This window comes from Rhodococcus sp. KBW08, assembly GCF_003852455.1.
GTDB classification, from domain to species: domain Bacteria; phylum Actinomycetota; class Actinomycetes; order Mycobacteriales; family Mycobacteriaceae; genus Rhodococcus_F; species Rhodococcus_F baikonurensis.
This window is the reverse complement of record NZ_QAJJ01000012.1, coordinates 142019-160749: the sequence shown is the minus strand read 5'-3', so window position 1 is coordinate 160749 and position 18731 is coordinate 142019. Positions and strand designations below refer to the sequence as shown.

The window sequence follows — 18731 nt, the reverse complement described above, 5'->3', positions numbered from 1 at the left end:
ACGCTGCGGGCTGCCCTTGAGGGCTGCCGTCTTGACCTTGGCGGTCTTGTCGCGGCGACCCTTGCGGACCAGCTGGTTGATGGTTGGCATTTACCGGCTTTCTTGTGACGAACAGACTGCTCGAGCGAACTCGGGCCGTTCGAAAACGTGGCTGTTCTGAAATTAGGGATCTAGCAGTTGGAGCAAGAGAGCTGCTGCTCCTCACCCACCTCAGAGTGTGTACTCAGCACTTTCATGCCGTGCACCGCCCCCGAGGTCGGGCGTGTCGCATACCCCCACACAGGCAGCCGGATGCTCGTTCATCAGCAGATTCTGCTCGAACGCGCGCACGGCAATACCTAGCTAGGCACACAGATCGGCCCGGGCATGCCGGACACGACCCATAACGATACCTGTCGGCGCGCCACGAGGTCAAAGCGAGGCCACGGTGATAGTGACCTCACGCCCTGACCACCCACTCTGAGCGCCACTCTGAGCGCGCAGTGCGACCACCCGATCGGACCGGTCGCGATCAGATGCTGCGGTTCAACGTCAAAGCGCCGAGCTTTGCCGCTGCGTCGCACGGATCCGCGCCGCCTTGTGGCTCGGTGACCCACCACCCGAACACTCCCCCGGCCGGTGCGCTCGCGCTCACCCCGCAACTCTGCGGATCAGCCGGCTGGCGGACCTGGTACCCGCCACTGCCGTTGATGTCGATTTTCGCCACCACGTATCCGAGATGTTCGAAAGCAGCGCGCTCGTGATCGAGTGTGCCCGTCTCGAACCAGTTGAAGGTGATCTTGATCGGACCCGCGGCGCCGATGCCGTCCCAACGGCAGATAGCGCCGAAGAACCCACGCCCGACGGCGTCGGCACCCACGGCACCGGCGATCTGCTCGTCGGTGACGGCTTCGCATTCTTGGAGGACGTTCGCGAATTCCTGGCTGTCACTACCGCCGTAGCTGCCCTCCGCGCGGGGAGTCCCGGTAACCACCGAGCCGCAGCCTGTCAGCAGAACCAGCGACCCGGCCACGGCGAGTCCGATCCTTACGCGCTTCACTGTGCCCTCGACACTGTTTTTTCCATCAGATCCCGTGCCACCGTGCACGGATCCGCGGTCGGCGGCAGCAAACCGTAGGTGATCGACCAGTGCACGAAGTCTCCGCCGAACGCGATACCCAACTCGCACAACGAACCTGCCGTGGACGCGATGAAGCCCTGGTGTCCACCGATCGTGATGTCGTCGGCGGGGCGTCCGAGCAGGTCGGACCCGGCCCGTTCGCGGCCGATCGGGCTTCCGCGGTACCAGGAGAAACTGACGCTCGGACCGTTCGAGCCGGCTACTTCCCACTGGCAACCGACGCCGTTGCGCGTCGTCGTCGCGAAAGCGCCGAGATTGAAGGCGCTGACAACTTCTTCGTCGGTCACCGAGCCGCATTCGGCGAACATCGGTCCGGGATCCGTAGGTGCGAGTGCCTGCGAACCCGCTCCGTCGCCCGGCTGATCGACGGACCCGTCGTCGGAGCTGCATCCGACCACAGCCGAGAGCACGGCGGCCGAGACCAATACCGAAGTCCCGATCGAGGTGAGAGTGCGTGCGGCCATGGAGCCGACTGTACTTCGCGGCGGCCCCCGACACACGCCACGTGCGCGTCGCGCGCATCGGTGCGCCCACGCCGCTGCCGATTCAGGGAGTTGCGACCGGTACCCGAACCAGCGTGGAATCCAATTGCGCCGCCCACTGTTTGACCACCTCGGTGCGTCGGCGCGAGTCGTCGGTCAAGACGTCTGCAAGCCCCAGCCCACGGGCCAGGTCCAGGGTCGCCTGTACCAAGCGGTGCGTCACCGGATCGGAGTCGTCGACTCCCAGACTCTCGACGGCCATCCGGTGCGCGATGCGTCCGAACCGTTCCTCGAGAGGCAACACGCGCGCCCGCAGGTCGGGGTCGGAGGCAGCGGCCGTCCACACCTGCAGTGCGGCCTTGAACAGAGTCCCGGTGTAGTACTCGACCAACCGCGAAATGATCGCCTCTGTTCGTCCGGCACCCACCGGAAGGTCGGTGGATTCCTTTCGTGCCTGGTCCATCCTGGCGTCGAACATCACCTCGAGCGCCGCGGTGATGAGGTCCTCACGCGTCGGGAAGTGATGCTGCATCGCACCGCGGGACACCCCGGCACGCTGCGCGACGACGCTCATCGTCGTTGCGCTCCATCCGAGTTCGGCGAGACACTCCACAGTCACTTCCAGCAGGTGGGAGCGCGTGACTCGACTTCGGTCCTGCTTGGGCTCTCGAGTCATCGCGCCGCCATCCCTTCTACTGCTGTCTTCCAGCGCTTCTGTGTCCCAGCTGCGCAGTTTCTACTGCGCCCAGGCCGCTGGACGCTTCTGCAAGAAAGACATCATGCCCTCACGAGCCTCGTCGGACGAAAACAGCCGAGCCGATTGCGCGATCATCTCCTCGCCGTCCCGGTCGAATCCGGCCAGGACCGAACGCGTCGTGATCCACTTCGATTCGGCAAGCCCCTGCGGTGAACATTGGCGCAGGGTGCCGAGCAACTCGGTGATCGACTCCCCCGTGTCCTGCGACGCGGCGGTGACGAGTCCGATGGATTCGGCCTCGTGCTGGCCGAACTTCTCTCCGGTGAGTAGATAGCGGCTCGCAGATCGCTGGTCGAGCCTCGGTAGGACCGTGAGCGAAATGATGGACGCCGCCAAACCCAACCGTGATTCCGTCACCGCGAAGGTGCTCGCCGGTCCGGCGACGACGATGTCGCACGCCCCGACAAGACCCATGCCCCCGGCCCGGACGTGACCGTCGATCCGCCCGATCACCGGCTTGGGAAGCTCGAGAATGCTGCGCAAGAGCGTCAACATTCCCCGTCCTCGCTCCTTGACCGCCTCCTCCGGAGATGCCGACGACCCGGAGGCCTCACTGAGATCAGCTCCCGCGCAGAATGTTCCACCGGTGTGAGTGAGCACCACGGCTCGAACTTCCGGATCGGCCGCCGCCGACGTCAGCCCACCCTGCAACTCCGTGACCAACCGCGTCGAAATCGCGTTGCGGTTGTGTGGTGAGTCGAGAGTGATCGTGGCCGCACCGCCCGATACTTCGTACCGTACGTATGACTTGTCCTCGTCCGTCATGCTTCGCCCTTTCTCGTGAGACCGTCTAGTAGGACCGAGGCAGACCGAGAGAGTGTTGCGAGACGAAGTTGAGGATCATCTCACGGCTCACCGGGGCAACGCGGGCGATACGTGCCGCGCCGAGCATGGCAGCCAACCCGTATTCCTTCGTCAGGCCTGCGCCGCCGTGCGTCTGGATCGCCTGATCGAGTGCCTTGATACTCGCTTCGGCGGCCGCGTACTTCGCCATGTTCGCGGCTTCGGCAGCACCGAAATCGTCGCCACTGTCGTAGAGCACCGCAGCCTTCTGCATCATCAGCTTGGCGAGCTCGAGTTCGATCTTCACCTGGGCGAGTGGATGCGAAATACCTTGGTGCGCACCGATCGGCGTCTTCCACACCGTGCGCTCGTTCGCGAACTTCACCGCAGCGTTCAGGGCGTAACGGCCCATTCCGATGGCCATCGACGCACCCAGGATGCGCTCGGGGTTCAGGCCGGCGAACAACTGCATCAGAGCGGCATCGGCTTCGCCGACCAGAGCTTCGGCCGGCAGACGCACATCGTCGAGAAAGAGGATGAACTGGTGGTCCGGTTCGATGATGTCCATCTCCATCTGCGTCTTCACGAATCCGGGAGAATCCGTGGGGACGATGAACAGAGCGGGCTTGAGCTTGCCGGTCTTGGAGTCCTCGGTGCGCGCAACGATGAGAACCGCATCAGCCTGATCGACACCCGAGATGTAAATCTTGTTCCCGCTCAGGATCCAGTCTTCTCCGTCACGCCGAGCAGTCGTCGTGATCTGATGCGAGTTGGAACCAGCGTCCGCCTCGGTGATTCCGAACGCCATGATCTTGGATCCGTCGGCGAGGCTGGGTAGCCATTGCTGCTTCTGCTCCGCCGTGCCGTACTTGCCGATGATGGTGCCGCAGATGGCCGGCGAGACGACAACCAGGAGCAGACCGGCACCCTGTGCCGCCAATTCCTCCTGCACCAGCGCGAGTTCGTAGATCCCCGCACCGCCGCCGCCGTATTCCTCCGGCAGGTTGACGCCGAGGAATCCGAGTTTGCCGGCCTCGTTCCACAATTCGGTGAGCGGCTCACCCTTGCGTGCCTTGGGCAGCACGTAGTCGACGTAGTTGAAGCGCTCACCCAGTTTGGAAACGGATGCCCGCAGTTCCTTCTGCTCTTCGGTTTCGATGAAACTCATCATGCTTCCTCTTCTGTAGCGGGTTCTTCCACACGTGCGAGTACCGATCCGACCTCGACCTGCTGGCCGACGGCAACCGGAAGTTCCACCAGGACACCGGCAGTCGGCGCGGTGACGGTGTGTTCCATCTTCATGGCCTCGAGCCACAGAATCGGCTGGCCGGCAGTGACGGTGTCACCGAGTGCGGCGCCGAGGCGGATGACCGAGCCCGGCATCGGAGCGAGCAACGAACCGGCGGCGACCTCCGCCGACGGATCCACGAAGCGCGGTGCTGCCGACAACGCGACGGGCCCGAGCGAGGAGTCGACGAAAATCTCACTCCCGTAGACCGCCACGTCGAACGAACGCCGTACTCCGCTTTCCTCGAGCACTACCCGGGACGCAGTAGCCGACACCAGACTCACGTCGTCGAAGCCTTCTGCACTCAGCACGCCGCTTCGGCTCAGGAAGTAGCGGACGTCGTAGTCGCCCGACGCAGTGGAATAACTCTTGCTCTGCGGCTGCGACGGCAGGTTGCGCCACCCGCTGGGCAAGCGGCCGATGACGCGGGCCGACGCCCGGTTGTGCGCGGCATCGGCAAGTGCAGCCGCCAGCGCCGACAGTCTTTCGGCGTCAGTGTCGGCCAGAGGCGTTGACAGTTTCTCGAGGTCGTGGGTCTCGAAGAACGCCGTGTCGGTGTCTCCCGCAATGAAGGCCGGGTGGCTCAGGACGTTGACGAGCAGGTCCCGGTTGGTGCGCAGGCCGTGAATCCTGGTGCGCGCCAGCGTCGATCCGAGCAGCCGCGCAGCTGCCGTTCTGGTCGGCGCATACGAGATGACCTTGGCCAACATCGGGTCGTAGTGGACGCCGACAACACTGCCGTCGACGACGCCGGAATCGAGGCGAACACCCTGCTCGCGCAGAACACTGAATTCTGCCACGTTACCGGGCAACTCGATGTGGTGAACGGTTCCGCTCTGCGGCTGCCAGTTCTTGGCGGGATCCTCGGCGTACAGACGCACCTCGATCGAATGCCCGCGGATCTCCGGCTGCTCGTCCGGCAGCGTGTCACCCGAAGCCACCTGCAATTGCAGCTCCACCAGGTCGAGCCCCGTGGTGCACTCGGTGACCGGGTGCTCCACCTGCAAACGAGTGTTCATCTCGAGGAAGAAGAAGTCGCCCTTTTCGTCGGCAAGGAACTCGACGGTTCCCGCCCCTTCGTAGCCGATGGCATTGGCGGCGAGCCGCGAGGCGTCGAAAAGCTTGTCGCGCATGGCGGGGATGCGCTGTACGAGCGGAGACGGCGCCTCTTCGACGACCTTCTGGTGTCGACGCTGGATCGAGCACTCGCGCTCTCCCACCGCCCACACGCCGCCGTGGCGGTCGGCCATGACCTGAACCTCGATGTGCCGACCGGTTTCGAGGTAGCGCTCGCAGAAGACCGTCGGGTCACCGAAAGCGGACTGCGCCTCACGCCGCGCCGCTTCCAGTTCGCCGTCCAGTGCCGACAATTCACGAACGACACGCATTCCGCGTCCGCCGCCGCCCGCCGACGCCTTGATGAGCACCGGCAGATGCGCTTCGGTCACCGCAGCGGGATCGAGTTCGGACAGCACCGGCACTCCGGCGGCATCCATGATCTTCTTGGACTCGACCTTCGACCCCATCAGCTCGATGGATTCGACGGGTGGGCCGATCCACGTCAGCCCCGCATCGATGACGCTGCGCGCGAACTCCGCGTTCTCGGACAGGAACCCGTAGCCGGGGTGAATGGCGTCGGCGCCCGAAGCCTTTGCAGCGGCGATGATCAGCTCACCCCGCAGGTAGGTCTCGGCGGGCGTGTTACCCGGCAGCCGAACGGATGCGTCGGCTTCGGCGACGTGCGGGCTGTCGGCATCCGCGTCGGAAAATACCGCGACCGTGCCGATTCCGTTCTTGCGGCAGGTTGCAAAGACACGGCGGGCGATTTCGCCACGATTGGCGACCAATACAGAAGTGATTGTCACGGCGTGCCTCACATACGGAAGACGCCGAAGTTCTCGGTGCCTTCGATCGGGGCGGTGGCAATGGCCGACAGGCACATTCCCACCACGGTGCGGGTGTCTCGGGGATCGATGACGCCGTCGTCGTACAGACGTCCGGACAGGAACATCGGAAGTGACTCGGCCTCGATCTGGTTCTCGATCATCGCGCGCATACCGGCATCAGCCTGCTCGTCGAACACCTGGCCGCGGGCCTCGGCAGCAGCGCGTCCCACGATGGAGATGACGCCGGCGAGTTGCGCTCCGCCCATGACGGCGGACTTGGAACTGGGCCAGGCAAAGAGGAATCGCGGATCGAACGCCCGTCCGCACATGCCGTAGTGACCGGCGCCGTACGACGCTCCGAGCAGGATCGAGATGTGCGGAACCTTGGAGTTGGCAACCGCATTGATCATCATCGATCCGTGCTTGATCATGCCGCCCTCCTCGTATTCCTTGCCCACCATGTAGCCGGTGGTGTTGTGCAGAAACAGCAACGGCGTGTTGGAGCGGTTGGCGAGCTGGATGAACTGCGTGGCCTTCTGGGATTCCTCGCTGAAGAGCACGCCACGGGCGTTGGCCAGGATGCCGATCGGGTAGCCGTTCAGCTCCGCCCAGCCGGTCACGAGAGAGGAACCGTAGAGCGGCTTGAACTCGTCGAAGTCGGAACCGTCGACGATGCGGGCGATCACCTCACGCGGATCGAACGGGATCTTCAGATCGGCGGGAACGATGCCGAGCAACTCTTCCGGATCCTCGAGCGGTTCGATGATCTCGGTGCGAGGCGCCGGCCCCTTCTTGGTCCAGTTGAGCCGCTTGACGATCGAGCGCCCGATGCGGATCGCGTCCTGCTCGTCGGCGGCGAAGTAGTCGGCCAGGCCGGACTTGCGAGCGTGCATTTCGGCGCCGCCGAGTGCCTCGTCGTCGGATTCCTCACCGGTGGCCATCTTGACCAGCGGCGGGCCTGCGAGGAACACCTTGGAGCGTTCCTTGATCATCACGACGTGGTCGGACATGCCCGGGATGTACGCGCCGCCGGCCGTCGAGTTACCGAAGACCAGTGCAATGGTGGGGATTCCGGCTGCGGACAGCTGAGTGAGGTCACGGAACATCCGGCCACCGGGAATGAACACCTCTTTCTGCGTCGGCAAGTCCGCGCCACCGGACTCGACGAGCGAGATCACCGGAAGGCGATTCTGCATCGCGATGTCGTTCGCGCGGAATCCCTTACGCAGCGTCCATGGATTGCTGGTGCCGCCGCGCACGGTGGGATCGTTGGCGACGATCAGGCATTCGACGCCTTCGACGACGCCGATACCGACCACGGTGCTGGCGCCGACCGGGAAGTCGCTCCCCCACGCAGCGAGGGGGCACAGTTCGAGAAACGGTGAATCCTGATCGAGCAGAAGCTCGATCCGCTCGCGTGCCAGGAGCTTTCCCCGCTTGTGGTGACGCTCGGTGTACTTCTCGCCACCGCCCGCCAACGCCTTGGCGTGCTCGACCTCGATCTCGGCGAGCTTGGTGTTCATGGTCGATGTTGCGGTCTGGTACACCTCGGAGTTGGTGTCCAGTGTTGACCGAATGACACTCATGACTGATACCCCAATCGCTTGGCCGCGAGGCCGGTGAGGATTTCGGTGGTTCCGCCACCGATTCCCAGAATTCGCATGTCCCGGTACTGCCTCTCCACTTCACTTTCCTGCATGTATCCGAGGCCGCCGAACAGCTGAACGGCTTGGTTGGCAACCCATTCACCCGTTTCGACCGCCGTATTCTTGGCGAAGCACACCTCGGCGATCAGATCGCCGTCACCGGCCATGTACCGCTCGATCACCGAGTGCGTGTACACCTTGGCGACGTCGATCTTGCGGGCCATCTCGGTGACGGTGTTCTGCACTGCCTGCCGACTGATCAGTGGGCGTCCGAAAGTCTCGCGGGCGCGGCACCATTCGAGGGTCAACTCGAGGCATCGCTCGGCGCTGGCATACGCCTGCGCAGCGAGGGCGACGCGCTCGGAAACGAAGGCCTGCGCGATCTGCGCGAAGCCGCTGTTCTCTGCCCCGACCAGATTCTCCACCGGGACCCTGGCGTCGACGAAGGACAGCTCCGCGGTATCCGATGCACGCCACCCCATCTTCTCGAGTTTGCGCGAGACCGTGAATCCCGGTGTGCCCTTCTCGATCACGAGCAGCGAGACGCCACCCGCGCCGGGGCCACCGGTACGCACGGCAGTGACGACGAAGTCTGCGCGAACACCGGAGGTGATGAACGTCTTCGCACCGTTGACTACGTAATGGTCGCCGTCGCGCTTGGCTGTAGTTGTCAGGTGCCCGACGTCGCTGCCTCCGCCGGGTTCCGTGATGGCGAGCGAGCCGATCTTGTCGCCGCGCAGGGTCGGCTTGACCCACTTCTCGATCTGCGCCTCGTCGCCGGCCGCAATCAGGTGCGGCACCGCGATGCCGCAGGTGAACAGCGAGGCGAACAGCCCGCCCGACGCACCTGCCTGGTGCATCTCCTCACAGATCACGATGGAGTCGACGGCGTCGCCGCCCTCACCGCCCGCCGATTCGGGCGCACTGGCCCCGAGGAGGCCGAGAGCGCCTGCCTTGCGGTGCAATTCGCGCGGAATCTCGCCGTCGCGCTCCCACTGCGTCAGATGCGGCAGAATCTCCTGGTTCACGAATCCGCGTACGGTCGCGCGAAGCGCAAGCCTTTCCGGTGTGGTCCACACGGTCACCGTGAATCCTCTTTCTCGTCAGTTACGGAGAGTAGCGAAATCGGGATGTCGATGTGGCGCGAGCGCAGCCATTCACCAATTCCCTTGGCCTGCGGATCGAACCGCGCCTGCGAGGCCACACCCTGACCGAGGATTCCCTCGATCACGAAGTTGACGGCACGTAGGTGCGGAAGCTGGTAGCGAGTGACGTTCAGGTCTGCTGCTTCCGGTAGCAGTTCCTTGAGCATTTCGACGGTCAGAGTGTGCGCCAACCACTTCCACTGCTCGTCGGTGCGAACCCAGACTCCGACGTTGGCGTTTCCACCCTTGTCTCCACTGCGCGCACCGGCGATAGTGCCGAGCGGCACCGAGATCGAGGACTGCGGCGGCAAGGGCTGTGGTCGCTCGGGTTCGTCGACCGGTTCGAGGTCCAGCGTCAGCGTCGACGGAGCGATGTCCACGCGCGTGCCGTCGGGAAGTACGGCGACGTGAGGCACCGATCCCGCGTCGACGTAGCCGGGGGTGAACACTCCGTACGGCTGGCCGTTGCTCGGCGGCGCGGTCAGCGAGAAGCCGGGGTAACTGGCAAGTGCCATTTCCACCGCAACCGCGGAGAAGGGACGACCGATCACCTTGGGGTCGGCGTCACGAACCACGCAGCGCAGCAACGCACTCGCTGTTTCCTCGGTGTCGGAATCCGGATGATCCGTGCGGGCGAGAGTCCAGACCAGTTCGGCCGGCTTCTTCGTCAGCCAGGATTCGAGTTGAGTCTTCGCCAGATCTGCCTTGGCCTCGATGTCGAGACCGGTCAGGATGAAGGTGGCCTCGTTGCGGAACCCGGCCAGCGTGTTCAGCGAGACCTTGTACTGCGGCGGCGGGGCCTCTCCCGTGACGCCGCTGATCAGCACCCGATCCGGGCCTTCCTGGGTGAGCACCGCATTGTCGATGCGGGTGGTCACGTCCGGTCCCGCGTAGCGTCCACCCGTGATCTCGTACAGCAGTTGCGCCGTCACGGTGCCGACGCTCACCTCGCCGTCCGTTCCGGCATGTTTGGTGATGACCGAAGATCCGTCCGCGTTGATCTCGGCGATCGGGAATCCCGGCCTACCCAAGTTGGGAATCTCTGTGAAGAACGCGTAGTTGCCGCCGGTGGCCTGAGTTCCGCACTCGATGACGTGGCCCGCCGCAACAGCACCGGCCAGCTGATCGAAATCATCTCGCTTCCAACCGAAATGGTGAGCGGCCGGACCGACGATCACCGACGCATCGGTGACTCGTCCGGTGACCACGACATCGGCGTCGGCCGACAATGCTTCGACGATGCCCCAGGCACCGAGGTACGCATTGGCCGTCAGTGGGGAGCCGAGTCCGAGTTCGTCTGCGCGAGAGATCAAATCGTCGCCCTCGACGTGGGCGATCTTCGCGTTCAACCCCAGCTTGGTGTTGACCTCGCGCAGCGCATCGGCCAGGCCGGCGGGATTGAGACCGCCTGCATTCGCGACGATCTTCACCCCCTTGTCGAGCGCGAGGCCGAGAGTGTCCTCCACCTGCCGCAGGAACGTCTTCGCGTAGCCGAGCGACGGGTCCTTCATCCGATCCCGGCCGAGGATCAACATCGTCAGTTCGGCCAGGTAGTCGCCGGTCAGGTAGTCGAGTTCGCCACCCTCGAGCATCTCGCGCATCGCCGAGACGCGGTCGCCGTAGAAACCGGAACAGTTACCGATCCGTACCGAACTCATTTGCCCACCTCCGCTTCTCGTCCCTCGCCGCTGGATCCGACGGCAGTTCGTCCCTCGCCGCTGGGACCCGCGAACGCCTGCGCGAACCCGAGCCACTCGTCTGCGTCGGCACCGACGGCGACCAGGTCGAGATCAGCAAGATTGGCCCGCTGAGTGACCAGCAAGCAGAAGTCCAACGCCGGCCCGGTCACCTTCTGCGGCGCATCTTCCGGCCCCCAGGTCCAGAGCGAGCCGTCGGGCGCGGTCAACTCAACCCGGAAATCGTCGGCGGGCGGCGTCTTCTCGTTGACCGAGTACGCGAAGTTCCGCGTCCGCACACCCAGGTGAGCGATGTTCTTGATGCGCGCCGTCGGGGCGCGTTCGACGCCAAGGGCGTCGGCGACGTCCTGTCCGTGTGCCCACGTCTCCATCAACCGCGCGGTTGCCATGGAGACTCCGCCCATGGGCGGGCCGTACCAGGGAAACTTGGTGCCGGTCGGCGCTGCGGTCAGCGCCTCGACGAGAGCGGTGCGCCCCGCTCGCCAATCGGCGAGCAACTCCGCAGGCGGGCGGGCAGCCTGCTCGGCGGCACCGTCGTCGACGAACCCCGCCGGATTCACGAACGCCGCCTTCAACTGCTCCGCGAACCCGTCCGGGTCGGTGATCGCCAGGATCGCGGCACTGTCCGTCCAGTGCAGGTGCCCGATCTGATGCGCGATGGTCCACCCTTCCGCAGGCGTCAGTGTCGCCCACTTCTCCTCGGGCAGATCTGCAACCAGGGCATCGAGGCTCTCGCCTTCGGCCCGCAAGTCATCGATGAACGTCTGAAGTTCGGCCATGCGACCAGCATCACACTCACACCCATAAAAATCAAGCACGAATGATTGTTATTGCGAAATCTCGTGGTGAGAGACTGAACTCAACTGCCATCGACTACCAGGAGCACCCATGAGCGACGCCGTACTGATCTCGCGAACCGGCGATGTGGTCACGTGGACCCTCAATCGCCCGGACACCCGCAACGCGATCTCCGAGATCGACATGATCGAAGCTCTCGAAGACGCGGTCACCGCGGTGAACCGAGATCAGAGTGTGCGCGCGGTCATCCTCACGGGAGCCGGGTCAGCCTTCTCCTCCGGTGGCAACGTCAAACACATGCGAGACAAGGAAGGCATGTTCGGTGGCGCGCCCGGCGAGATCCGCCAGGGCTACCGGCACGGCATCCAGCGCATTCCACTCGCGCTGTACACGTGTGAGGTGCCGACCATCGCAGCCGTCAACGGCCCGGCCATCGGAGCGGGCTGCGATCTCTCGCTCATGTGTGACCTCCGCATCGCCTCGACGGCGGCAGTCTTCGCCGAGAGCTTCGTCAAGGTGGGACTCATCCCCGGCGACGGCGGAGCGTGGCTGCTCCCCCGCGCGATCGGTAACGCCCGCGCCGCCGAGATGGCGTTCACCGGCGAACCGATCGATGCTGCGAAGGCGCTCGACTGGGGGCTGGTCTCGCAGCTCACCGAGCCCGAGGAATTGCTCTCCGCAGCGCATGCCCTGGCAGCGCGGGTAGCGGCCAATCCCCCGCAGGTACTCCGGATGACCAAGAAGCTGCTTCGCGAGGGCCAGCACCAAAGCCTCGAGAGCCTGCTCGAACTCTCGGCCGCCATGCAGTCGATCGCCCATCACACCCGCGATCACCACGAAGCCGTCGCTGCCATGCTCGAACGTCGTAGTCCTGAGTTCACCGGAGAATGAAGACCGGCAGTCAGCTACTGCCGGTCGGCGCAGTCCTCACCTCGATACTGTCGCTCCAGTTCGGAGCGGCATTCGCGACGACACTGTTCTCGCAGATCGGACCTGCGGGCGCCACGACGCTGCGACTGACGATCGCCGCGATCATCCTCGGCGTGATCGTCCGCCCGCGTTGGAGCCGGTGGTCGAGCCGACAGCGCAAGGGCATCTTCGCGCTGGGCACCGCCCTCGCCGTGATGAACGGTGCCTTCTACCTCGCCCTCGAGACAGTGCCCATCGGCACCGCCGTCACCATCGAGTTCCTCGGACCGCTCACCCTGGCCGCAGTTCTGTCTCGTCGGTGGGCCGACGGAGCATGGGTGCTGCTCGCCTTCGGCGGAGTGTTGCTGCTGGGATTGGGCGATCACGGCGAATCCGGTTTGGACCCCATCGGGGTGATGTTCGCGTTGATCGCCGCTGCCGCGTGGGCCGGCTACATCGTGGCCGGTTCCCACCTGGCAGCGACGCTCCCGAGCGCCGACGGGTTGGCGGGCGCAAGCATCGTCGCGGCGGTTTTGACGCTTCCCTTCGGCGTCGTCTCCGGCGGGAGTGAACTGCTGGATCCGAAGATGCTCGCCGCCGGCGCGGCCGTCGCCATCCTCTCGTCCGTCATCCCGTACAGCTTGGAAATGTGGGCGTTGCGATCATTGGCCAAGAAGGTCTTTGCCGTCCTCATCGCCCTCGAACCCGCTGCGGCCGCACTGGCCGGAGTCCTCGTGATCGGGCAGAGGCTCGACGCGTTCACACTCGTGGCCATCGGGCTGGTGGTGACCGCGGGCGTCGGCACAGTCGTCATGAATCGAAAGCCCACACCGAAATAGTCCAGGTACCGTCAGAGCACGTCATTCCAACGCACAGGAGAACCATGACCAACCCGATCATCGCCACCGTTCTCGGTAACACCCCGCAGATCGACGAAAGCGCGTTCATCGCACCTAACGCCACCGTTGTCGGCGCGGTGACCATCGCTGCGGGCGCCAGCATCTGGTACGGCGCAGTCCTGCGCGGCGACGCCGAATCGATCTCCATCGGCGCGGACACCAACATTCAGGACAACTGCACGGTGCACGCCGACCCCACGTTCCCCGCGGTACTGGGCGAACGAATCTCGGTCGGCCACAACGCGGTGCTACACGGGTGCACCGTCGAAGACGACGTGCTCGTCGGCATGGGCGCCGTGGTGCTCAACGGCGCGCACATCGGTTCGGGATCGCTGATCGCCGCCGGCGCGGTCGTGTCCCAGGGGATGCAGATCCCGCCTGGATCACTGGTCGCCGGCGTGCCCGCCAAGGTCAAACGTGAACTCTCCGAAGGCGAAAAGGCCGGTATCACCGCAAACGGCGCCGGCTACATCATGCTCGCGAAGGCTCACCAGGACATCGAGCACGCTTGATCGAGACGACGCTCGCGGCCGGTAGCAGCAAGGCCGGCGACTAGCCCCGGGGCCGCAACGTACTGTTCGGCAACTCGGGCGCCGGGAGCGCCGGACCGTCGTATCCCGGCACGACGCCGAAACGCTGGTCCGGGACACTGCCGTCGAATCCGGAGGCAAGCTCAGCCTGCCACTTGCGTCGATACTCGACGATCTCTGCGTGGGTACGGCCCATGAAGTTCCACCACATGACGACCTGCTCGCCCAACGGTTTTCCGCCGAGAAGTAGCAGTCGAGCCGGTTCGGATCCCGGATTGCGCAAAGTCAGTTTTCCGAAACCCGGTGCTTGGTAACCCAACTCGGCCCAGCCGACGGTGGTACCACGCAGAACAACCGATCCTCGATCGACGATCACGCCGTGCTCATGTGAACGATCGACATCGAGGGCGATCTCGGCCCCAGGATCGAGAATCACCTCGGCACCGAGTAATTCGGTGAAGGTAGACACCGGAGACGTGTCACCGGCGAGCGAACCGAGGAACACACTGAGCGTGGCACCATCGGTGGTCACCGGCTCCGGTCGATAGTGAACGAACGCGGGTGCGGTATCGCGCGCCGCATCCGGCAACGCCACCCACAACTGCATCCCGTGCAGAACCTTGGTGTTCGGCGTCGACACCTCGGAGTGCGCGATCCCACTCCCGGCCGTCATCAAATTGAGTTCACCCGGCCGCACCATCGCATGGGAACCGATGCTGTCCCGGTGCTCGATCTCTCCGGTGAACAGCCAACTCACCGTTTGCAATCCGGTATGCGGATGCGGCGGCACATGCATGCCCGGTCCTGAGCCGACATCATCCGGACCGTAGTGATCGGCAAAACACCACGCTCCGATCAACGAACGCTCGCGTTGCGGAAGGGTGCGTCGCACTCGCATCGCCCGCGGGCCACCGAGCGGAACGTCGCGCGGGGTGAGAATCTGAATCTCGCTCTCGGCCGGATGGCCTTCGCATTCCTGCTCGACGGGTTGCGCTTCGAGGTTGCTCATACTTCCATCCTGCCTCTAGTCATGACTGCGCGAGACGCAGACGCGTGCACAATTCCGCTAGTTGCCGGAGTTCATCGGCGTCCAACGCTGGTCCGACGTGGCGCCGAATGCTCGCTGCATGGCGGCGGCCCACTGATTTCTGCAGCGCTGCACCCGCTTCGGTGAGTTGCACGACCGTGCCGCGGCGATCGCGCGGATCAACACTCCTCGATACCAGACCTTCGCCCTCCAGCCGCTCCACCAGGCGACTGAGCGACGGTTGGCTCAACAGAATCTCCCGATTCAGGTCATGCAGGCGCAGGCAGTTCCGCGGCGCGAGACTGAGAGTGAACAGCACGTCGTACTCGCGCATCGTCACCTGATCCCAGACGTCATCGGCAGCCAGCCGCCGCAGCACCGACACCTGGGCGCGAAACAGGGCTTCCCAGGCGTCGGTGGCGAGTTCGGTGGTACTGACCGGAACGTCAAGCGGTTGCTCGTCAGGCAGTGACACTGCTTGCCTCACGAGCTGCCTTCATCGACGCGTGAGTGGGCGGGTTGTCCGGCACATGTGCGGGCCGCCTGGCCGCGAACTCACGGCGCAGAACCGGAACAACTTCCTCACCGAGCAGATCGAGCTGCTCGAGCACGGTCTTCAGCGGCAGCCCGGCGTGATCCATCAGGAACAGCTGGCGCTGATAGTCACCGAAGAAATCGGCGAACGCCAACGTCTTCTCGATGACCTGCTCAGGGGAACCGACGGTCAGCGGCGTCTGCTCGGTGAACTCTTCGAGTGAGGGGCCGTGTCCGTACACCGGAGCATTGTCGAAATACGGACGGAATTCCTTGACCGCGTCCTGACTGTTCTTGCGCATGAAGACCTGACCACCGAGTCCGACGATCGCCTGATCCGCCGACCCATGGCCGTAATGCTCGTAACGCCGGCGGTAGAGATTGATCAGCTCGATGTAGTGCTCTTTCGGCCAGAAGATGTTGTTGGCGAAGAATCCGTCGCCGTGATAAGCCGCGATCTCGGCGATCTCGGGGCTACGGATCGAACCGTGCCACACGAACGGCGCGATGCCGTCCAGCGGGCGCGGCGTGGACGTGAATCCCTGGAGCGGAGTGCGGTACTCCCCCTGCCAGTTCACGACCTCCTCGTCCCACAGCCGGCGCAGAAGTTGATAGTTCTCGAGCGCCAACGGGATGCCGGCGCGAATGTCCTTGCCGAACCACGGGTAGACCGGCGCGGTGTTCCCGCGTCCCATCATCAGATCGACGCGCCCCTCGGCGAGGTGTTGAAGCATCGCGTAGTCCTCGGCGATCTTCACCGGGTCGTTGGTGGTGATCAGCGTCGTGGACGTGGAAAGGGTGATCTTCTCGGTCTGGGCCGCGATGTATCCGAGCATCGTGGTCGGCGATGACGGCACGAACGGCTTGTTGTGATGCTCGCCGGTCGCGAAGACGTCGAGGCCGACTTCCTCGGCGTGCTTGGCGATGGTCGTCATGGCCTTGATGCGCTCGTGCTCTGTCGGGGTCGTCCCCGTCGTGGGATCAGTGGTGACGTCACCGACCGTGAAGATTCCGAACTGCATGGTTGCTCCTCCGCGAACTAGATCCATGCGTTTGCATGTAACTGATCAAACATTCAACCATCAAGCTCTATTCCACGGCAAAAAGGTGAGGGCGGCACACAAGATGTGTGCCGCCCTCACCGGACGAACGATCTATCGAAAAGCGGTCAGTGCATGACGATCGGCGTTGCCGTCTCGCCCTCGGCCACCGGCCTGGTGGTCTTGCTCCGCGGCAGGAAGAACGCCGGGATGAGGGTCAGGACGATCAGCACAGTGGCAACGAGGAAGGTGTTACCGAAGGCATCCGACGCCGCGCTGAGAATCGAATCTGCAGCGGACTCCTGCGGACTTCCCGGTTCGGTCGGAATGTGCGACGCCGCTCCGACCATCGTCGTATCGAGTCCACGATCGAGAAGCTGGTTGGTCAAGACCACCGACATCACGGCGGTACCGATCGAACCTGCGGTCTGCTGAACGATGTTCATCAGGGTGGAGCCGCGAGCGATCTGCTCGTTGGAGAGCGTCACGATAGCTGCGGTCATCAGCGGCATCATGGTGCAACCCATACCGAGGCCCATGACGAACAGCGCGCCCATCAACAGCCACGTCGGCGAGTCGGAAGCGACCTGCGTGAACACACCCAAACCGATGAGAATCAACGGCAAACCGGTCAGGACGATCTTGCCCGGGCCGATCTTGTCGACCAGTCGACCGGCGATGGGCATGGTCACCATGGCGCCCAGACCCTGCGGAGCCATGAGCAACCCGGCAGCGAGCGTGGTGTGACCGCCGACCTGAATGAAGTAGCTCGGGAACAGCAACCCGGCCCCCATGAACGCGACGATGAACAGCGACGTCGTGATGACGGCGGTGGTCAACTGACGGTTCTTGAACAGGTGCAGGTCGATCAGCGGGTGATCCTTGTTGAGCGCGTGGAACACGAAGGCGATGATCAGCGCCAGACCGATACCGGCCGACACCAGAACCCGAGCCGACGCAACGGTTCCCACCTCGGGAATGGACGACACACCGAACAAGAACAGCGCGAGGCCGGGCGACAGCAGGATCATGCCGAGGAAGTCGAAGGACTCCGAAGGCTTCGCCTTGTCCGACGGCAAGATGATGAATGCCGCTGCCAACGCGATGATGCCGATCGGCAGGTTGATGAGGAAGATCCAGTGCCAGCTCGCGGCCTCGATCAGCCAACCACCGAGGATCGGGCCACCGATGGGGCCGAGCAGCATCGGGATACCGAGAACTGCCATGACGCGACCGACGCGGTCCGGACCGGCAGCCCGGGTCATGATCGTCATACCGAGCGGCATCAACATGCCGCCGCCGAGGCCCTGAAGCACACGGAAGCCGATGAGCGAGGTGATGTCCCACGCCATCGCACAGGCGACCGAACCGAGCACGAACAGCACCAGGGCCGTCATGTACAGGCGCTTGGTACCGAAACGGTCGGCAGCCCAGCCGGTAACCGGAATGACCGTCGCCAAAGCGAGGGTGTACGCCGTCATCGTCCACGCGACGGTGGCGTACGAAGTTTCGAAGTCCTCGGCAAAAGTGGTGAGCGCGACGCTCACCACGGTTACGTCGAGAATCGACATGATGGCGCCGAGCACCACCACGGAAGCGATCTTGAGGACCGCCCCGTCAAGTTTGTCGGACGCCGGTGCCGGCGCGTTCGGCGATGTCATCGCGAAGTCTCCTGGTTAAGTGCTCGCAGATAGTCACCCGCGAGAATGGGCTTGAGAGCCTCGAACAAACGAATCCGCTCTGGCTCAGGAACACGCGACGCGAATTCACGAAGCTGGCCGCGCTTGCACTCGATGTGGTTGGTCGTCACCTTACGACCGGCCTCCGACAAGGAAACCCGCTTGACGCGTCGGTCCCGCTCGTCTTCACGGCGATCGACCAGACCCATGTTCACGAGCTGATCGATGTTCCGCCCCGTCGCTGCCACCGAGAGCCGAAGCTCGTCGGCAACCTCGTTGATCGGGATCGCCGCATCACGTTGCGCAAGCACGAACAGCACACGCACCTGAGAGAACGAGAGATCCAGCTCGATCAACGCATCGATCGACTCCGAATCACCGGCGCTCATCAGGCGAGTGAACAACTCGTCGAGTGCTCCATACAGGTCATCAGAATCGGAAGCGATCACCTGGCAAATGGTAGTGCGGTTGCAACTATTGCCCAAATGAAAACATGTTGCAACTTATTATT

The 18731-nt window shown here is 64.1% G+C and carries 18 protein-coding genes and 1 pseudogene; 3 read left to right on the top strand and 16 right to left on the bottom strand.

The genetic code is table 11. The annotated features are described in order from the left end of the window. The 11 genes and pseudogenes from DBV08_RS17485 to DBV08_RS17435 all read right to left on the bottom strand — a co-directional run. Positions 1 to 90: pseudogene (locus DBV08_RS17485) on the bottom strand (30S ribosomal protein S12); the annotation flags it as partial. A 421-nt stretch (positions 91 to 511) separates the two neighbouring features. Continuing rightward, positions 512 to 1012 carry a DUF3558 domain-containing protein gene (locus DBV08_RS17480; RefSeq protein ID WP_234036799.1) on the bottom strand — a complete coding sequence of 167 codons (501 nt, stop codon included), beginning with the start codon at positions 1010 to 1012 and terminating at the stop codon, positions 512 to 514. 23 nt (positions 1013 to 1035) lie between these two features. Beyond that, positions 1036 to 1584: a DUF3558 domain-containing protein gene (locus tag DBV08_RS17475; protein ID WP_095970315.1), complete on the bottom strand. Its 549-nt coding sequence runs from the start codon at positions 1582 to 1584 to the stop codon at positions 1036 to 1038. Between the two features lie 82 nt (positions 1585 to 1666). Continuing rightward, the gene (locus tag DBV08_RS17470; RefSeq protein WP_003942008.1) at positions 1667 to 2278 is read right to left on the bottom strand and encodes a TetR/AcrR family transcriptional regulator; all 612 of its coding nucleotides are present in this window, start codon (positions 2276 to 2278) and stop codon (positions 1667 to 1669) included. A 60-nt stretch (positions 2279 to 2338) separates the two neighbouring features. Continuing rightward, a complete protein-coding gene (locus DBV08_RS17465) occupies positions 2339 to 3124 on the bottom strand; it encodes an enoyl-CoA hydratase family protein (protein WP_124568246.1) in 786 nt (261 codons plus the stop codon). 25 nt (positions 3125 to 3149) lie between these two features. Further along, the gene (locus tag DBV08_RS17460; RefSeq protein WP_124568245.1) at positions 3150 to 4310 is read right to left on the bottom strand and encodes an acyl-CoA dehydrogenase family protein; all 1161 of its coding nucleotides are present in this window, start codon (positions 4308 to 4310) and stop codon (positions 3150 to 3152) included. After that, positions 4310 to 6295, bottom strand: a complete 1986-nt coding sequence (locus tag DBV08_RS17455) for a biotin carboxylase N-terminal domain-containing protein (protein WP_124568244.1) — start codon at positions 6293 to 6295, stop codon at positions 4310 to 4312. Before DBV08_RS17455 ends, DBV08_RS17460 begins: the two co-directional genes overlap by 1 nt. Before the next feature lie 8 nt (positions 6296 to 6303). Then, positions 6304 to 7902 (bottom strand): acyl-CoA carboxylase subunit beta, encoded by a 1599-nt coding sequence (locus DBV08_RS17450; RefSeq protein WP_124568243.1) that lies wholly within the window; start codon positions 7900 to 7902, stop codon positions 6304 to 6306. After that, positions 7899 to 9047 carry an acyl-CoA dehydrogenase family protein gene (locus DBV08_RS17445; RefSeq protein WP_124568242.1) on the bottom strand — a complete coding sequence of 383 codons (1149 nt, stop codon included), beginning with the start codon at positions 9045 to 9047 and terminating at the stop codon, positions 7899 to 7901. Before DBV08_RS17445 ends, DBV08_RS17450 begins: the two co-directional genes overlap by 4 nt. Next, on the bottom strand, positions 9044 to 10765 hold the full coding sequence (locus DBV08_RS17440; protein WP_124568241.1) for an acyclic terpene utilization AtuA family protein: 1722 nt from the start codon (positions 10763 to 10765) through the stop codon (positions 9044 to 9046). The genes DBV08_RS17445 and DBV08_RS17440 overlap by 4 nt, the downstream gene beginning before the upstream one ends. Next, a complete protein-coding gene (locus DBV08_RS17435; protein WP_124568240.1) occupies positions 10762 to 11583 on the bottom strand; it encodes a TIGR03084 family metal-binding protein in 822 nt (273 codons plus the stop codon). Before DBV08_RS17435 ends, DBV08_RS17440 begins: the two co-directional genes overlap by 4 nt. A gap of 109 nt (positions 11584 to 11692) precedes the next feature. Between DBV08_RS17435 and DBV08_RS17430 the strand changes: the two genes are divergently transcribed. Genes DBV08_RS17430 through DBV08_RS17420 form a run of 3 tightly spaced genes read left to right on the top strand, consistent with a single transcriptional unit; the run spans position 11693 to position 13922 of the window. Then, the gene (locus DBV08_RS17430) at positions 11693 to 12493 is read left to right on the top strand and encodes a crotonase/enoyl-CoA hydratase family protein (protein WP_124568239.1); all 801 of its coding nucleotides are present in this window, start codon (positions 11693 to 11695) and stop codon (positions 12491 to 12493) included. Beyond that, complete coding sequence (locus tag DBV08_RS17425) at positions 12490 to 13350, top strand: DMT family transporter (RefSeq protein WP_124568238.1); 861 nt, start codon at positions 12490 to 12492, stop codon at positions 13348 to 13350. The genes DBV08_RS17430 and DBV08_RS17425 overlap by 4 nt, the downstream gene beginning before the upstream one ends. Positions 13351 to 13394: 44 nt before the next feature. Continuing rightward, positions 13395 to 13922 (top strand): gamma carbonic anhydrase family protein, encoded by a 528-nt coding sequence (locus tag DBV08_RS17420; protein WP_124568237.1) that lies wholly within the window; start codon positions 13395 to 13397, stop codon positions 13920 to 13922. A 40-nt stretch (positions 13923 to 13962) separates the two neighbouring features. On the opposite strand, the gene DBV08_RS17415 is transcribed toward DBV08_RS17420, so the two are convergent. From DBV08_RS17415 to DBV08_RS17395, 5 genes are all read right to left on the bottom strand, one after another. Further along, complete coding sequence (locus tag DBV08_RS17415; protein ID WP_124568236.1) at positions 13963 to 14949, bottom strand: pirin family protein; 987 nt, start codon at positions 14947 to 14949, stop codon at positions 13963 to 13965. A gap of 19 nt (positions 14950 to 14968) precedes the next feature. Beyond that, positions 14969 to 15442: a MarR family winged helix-turn-helix transcriptional regulator gene (locus tag DBV08_RS17410; protein ID WP_124568269.1), complete on the bottom strand. Its 474-nt coding sequence runs from the start codon at positions 15440 to 15442 to the stop codon at positions 14969 to 14971. Continuing rightward, a complete protein-coding gene (locus tag DBV08_RS17405; RefSeq protein WP_095970472.1) occupies positions 15429 to 16523 on the bottom strand; it encodes an LLM class flavin-dependent oxidoreductase in 1095 nt (364 codons plus the stop codon). The genes DBV08_RS17410 and DBV08_RS17405 overlap by 14 nt, the downstream gene beginning before the upstream one ends. A gap of 146 nt (positions 16524 to 16669) precedes the next feature. Beyond that, positions 16670 to 18202: a DHA2 family efflux MFS transporter permease subunit gene (locus DBV08_RS17400; RefSeq protein ID WP_050656395.1), complete on the bottom strand. Its 1533-nt coding sequence runs from the start codon at positions 18200 to 18202 to the stop codon at positions 16670 to 16672. Beyond that, entirely contained in the window at positions 18199 to 18669 is a 471-nt protein-coding gene (locus tag DBV08_RS17395) for a MarR family winged helix-turn-helix transcriptional regulator (protein ID WP_003941890.1), read from the bottom strand. Before DBV08_RS17395 ends, DBV08_RS17400 begins: the two co-directional genes overlap by 4 nt. Between the last annotated feature and the right edge of the window lie 62 nt (positions 18670 to 18731).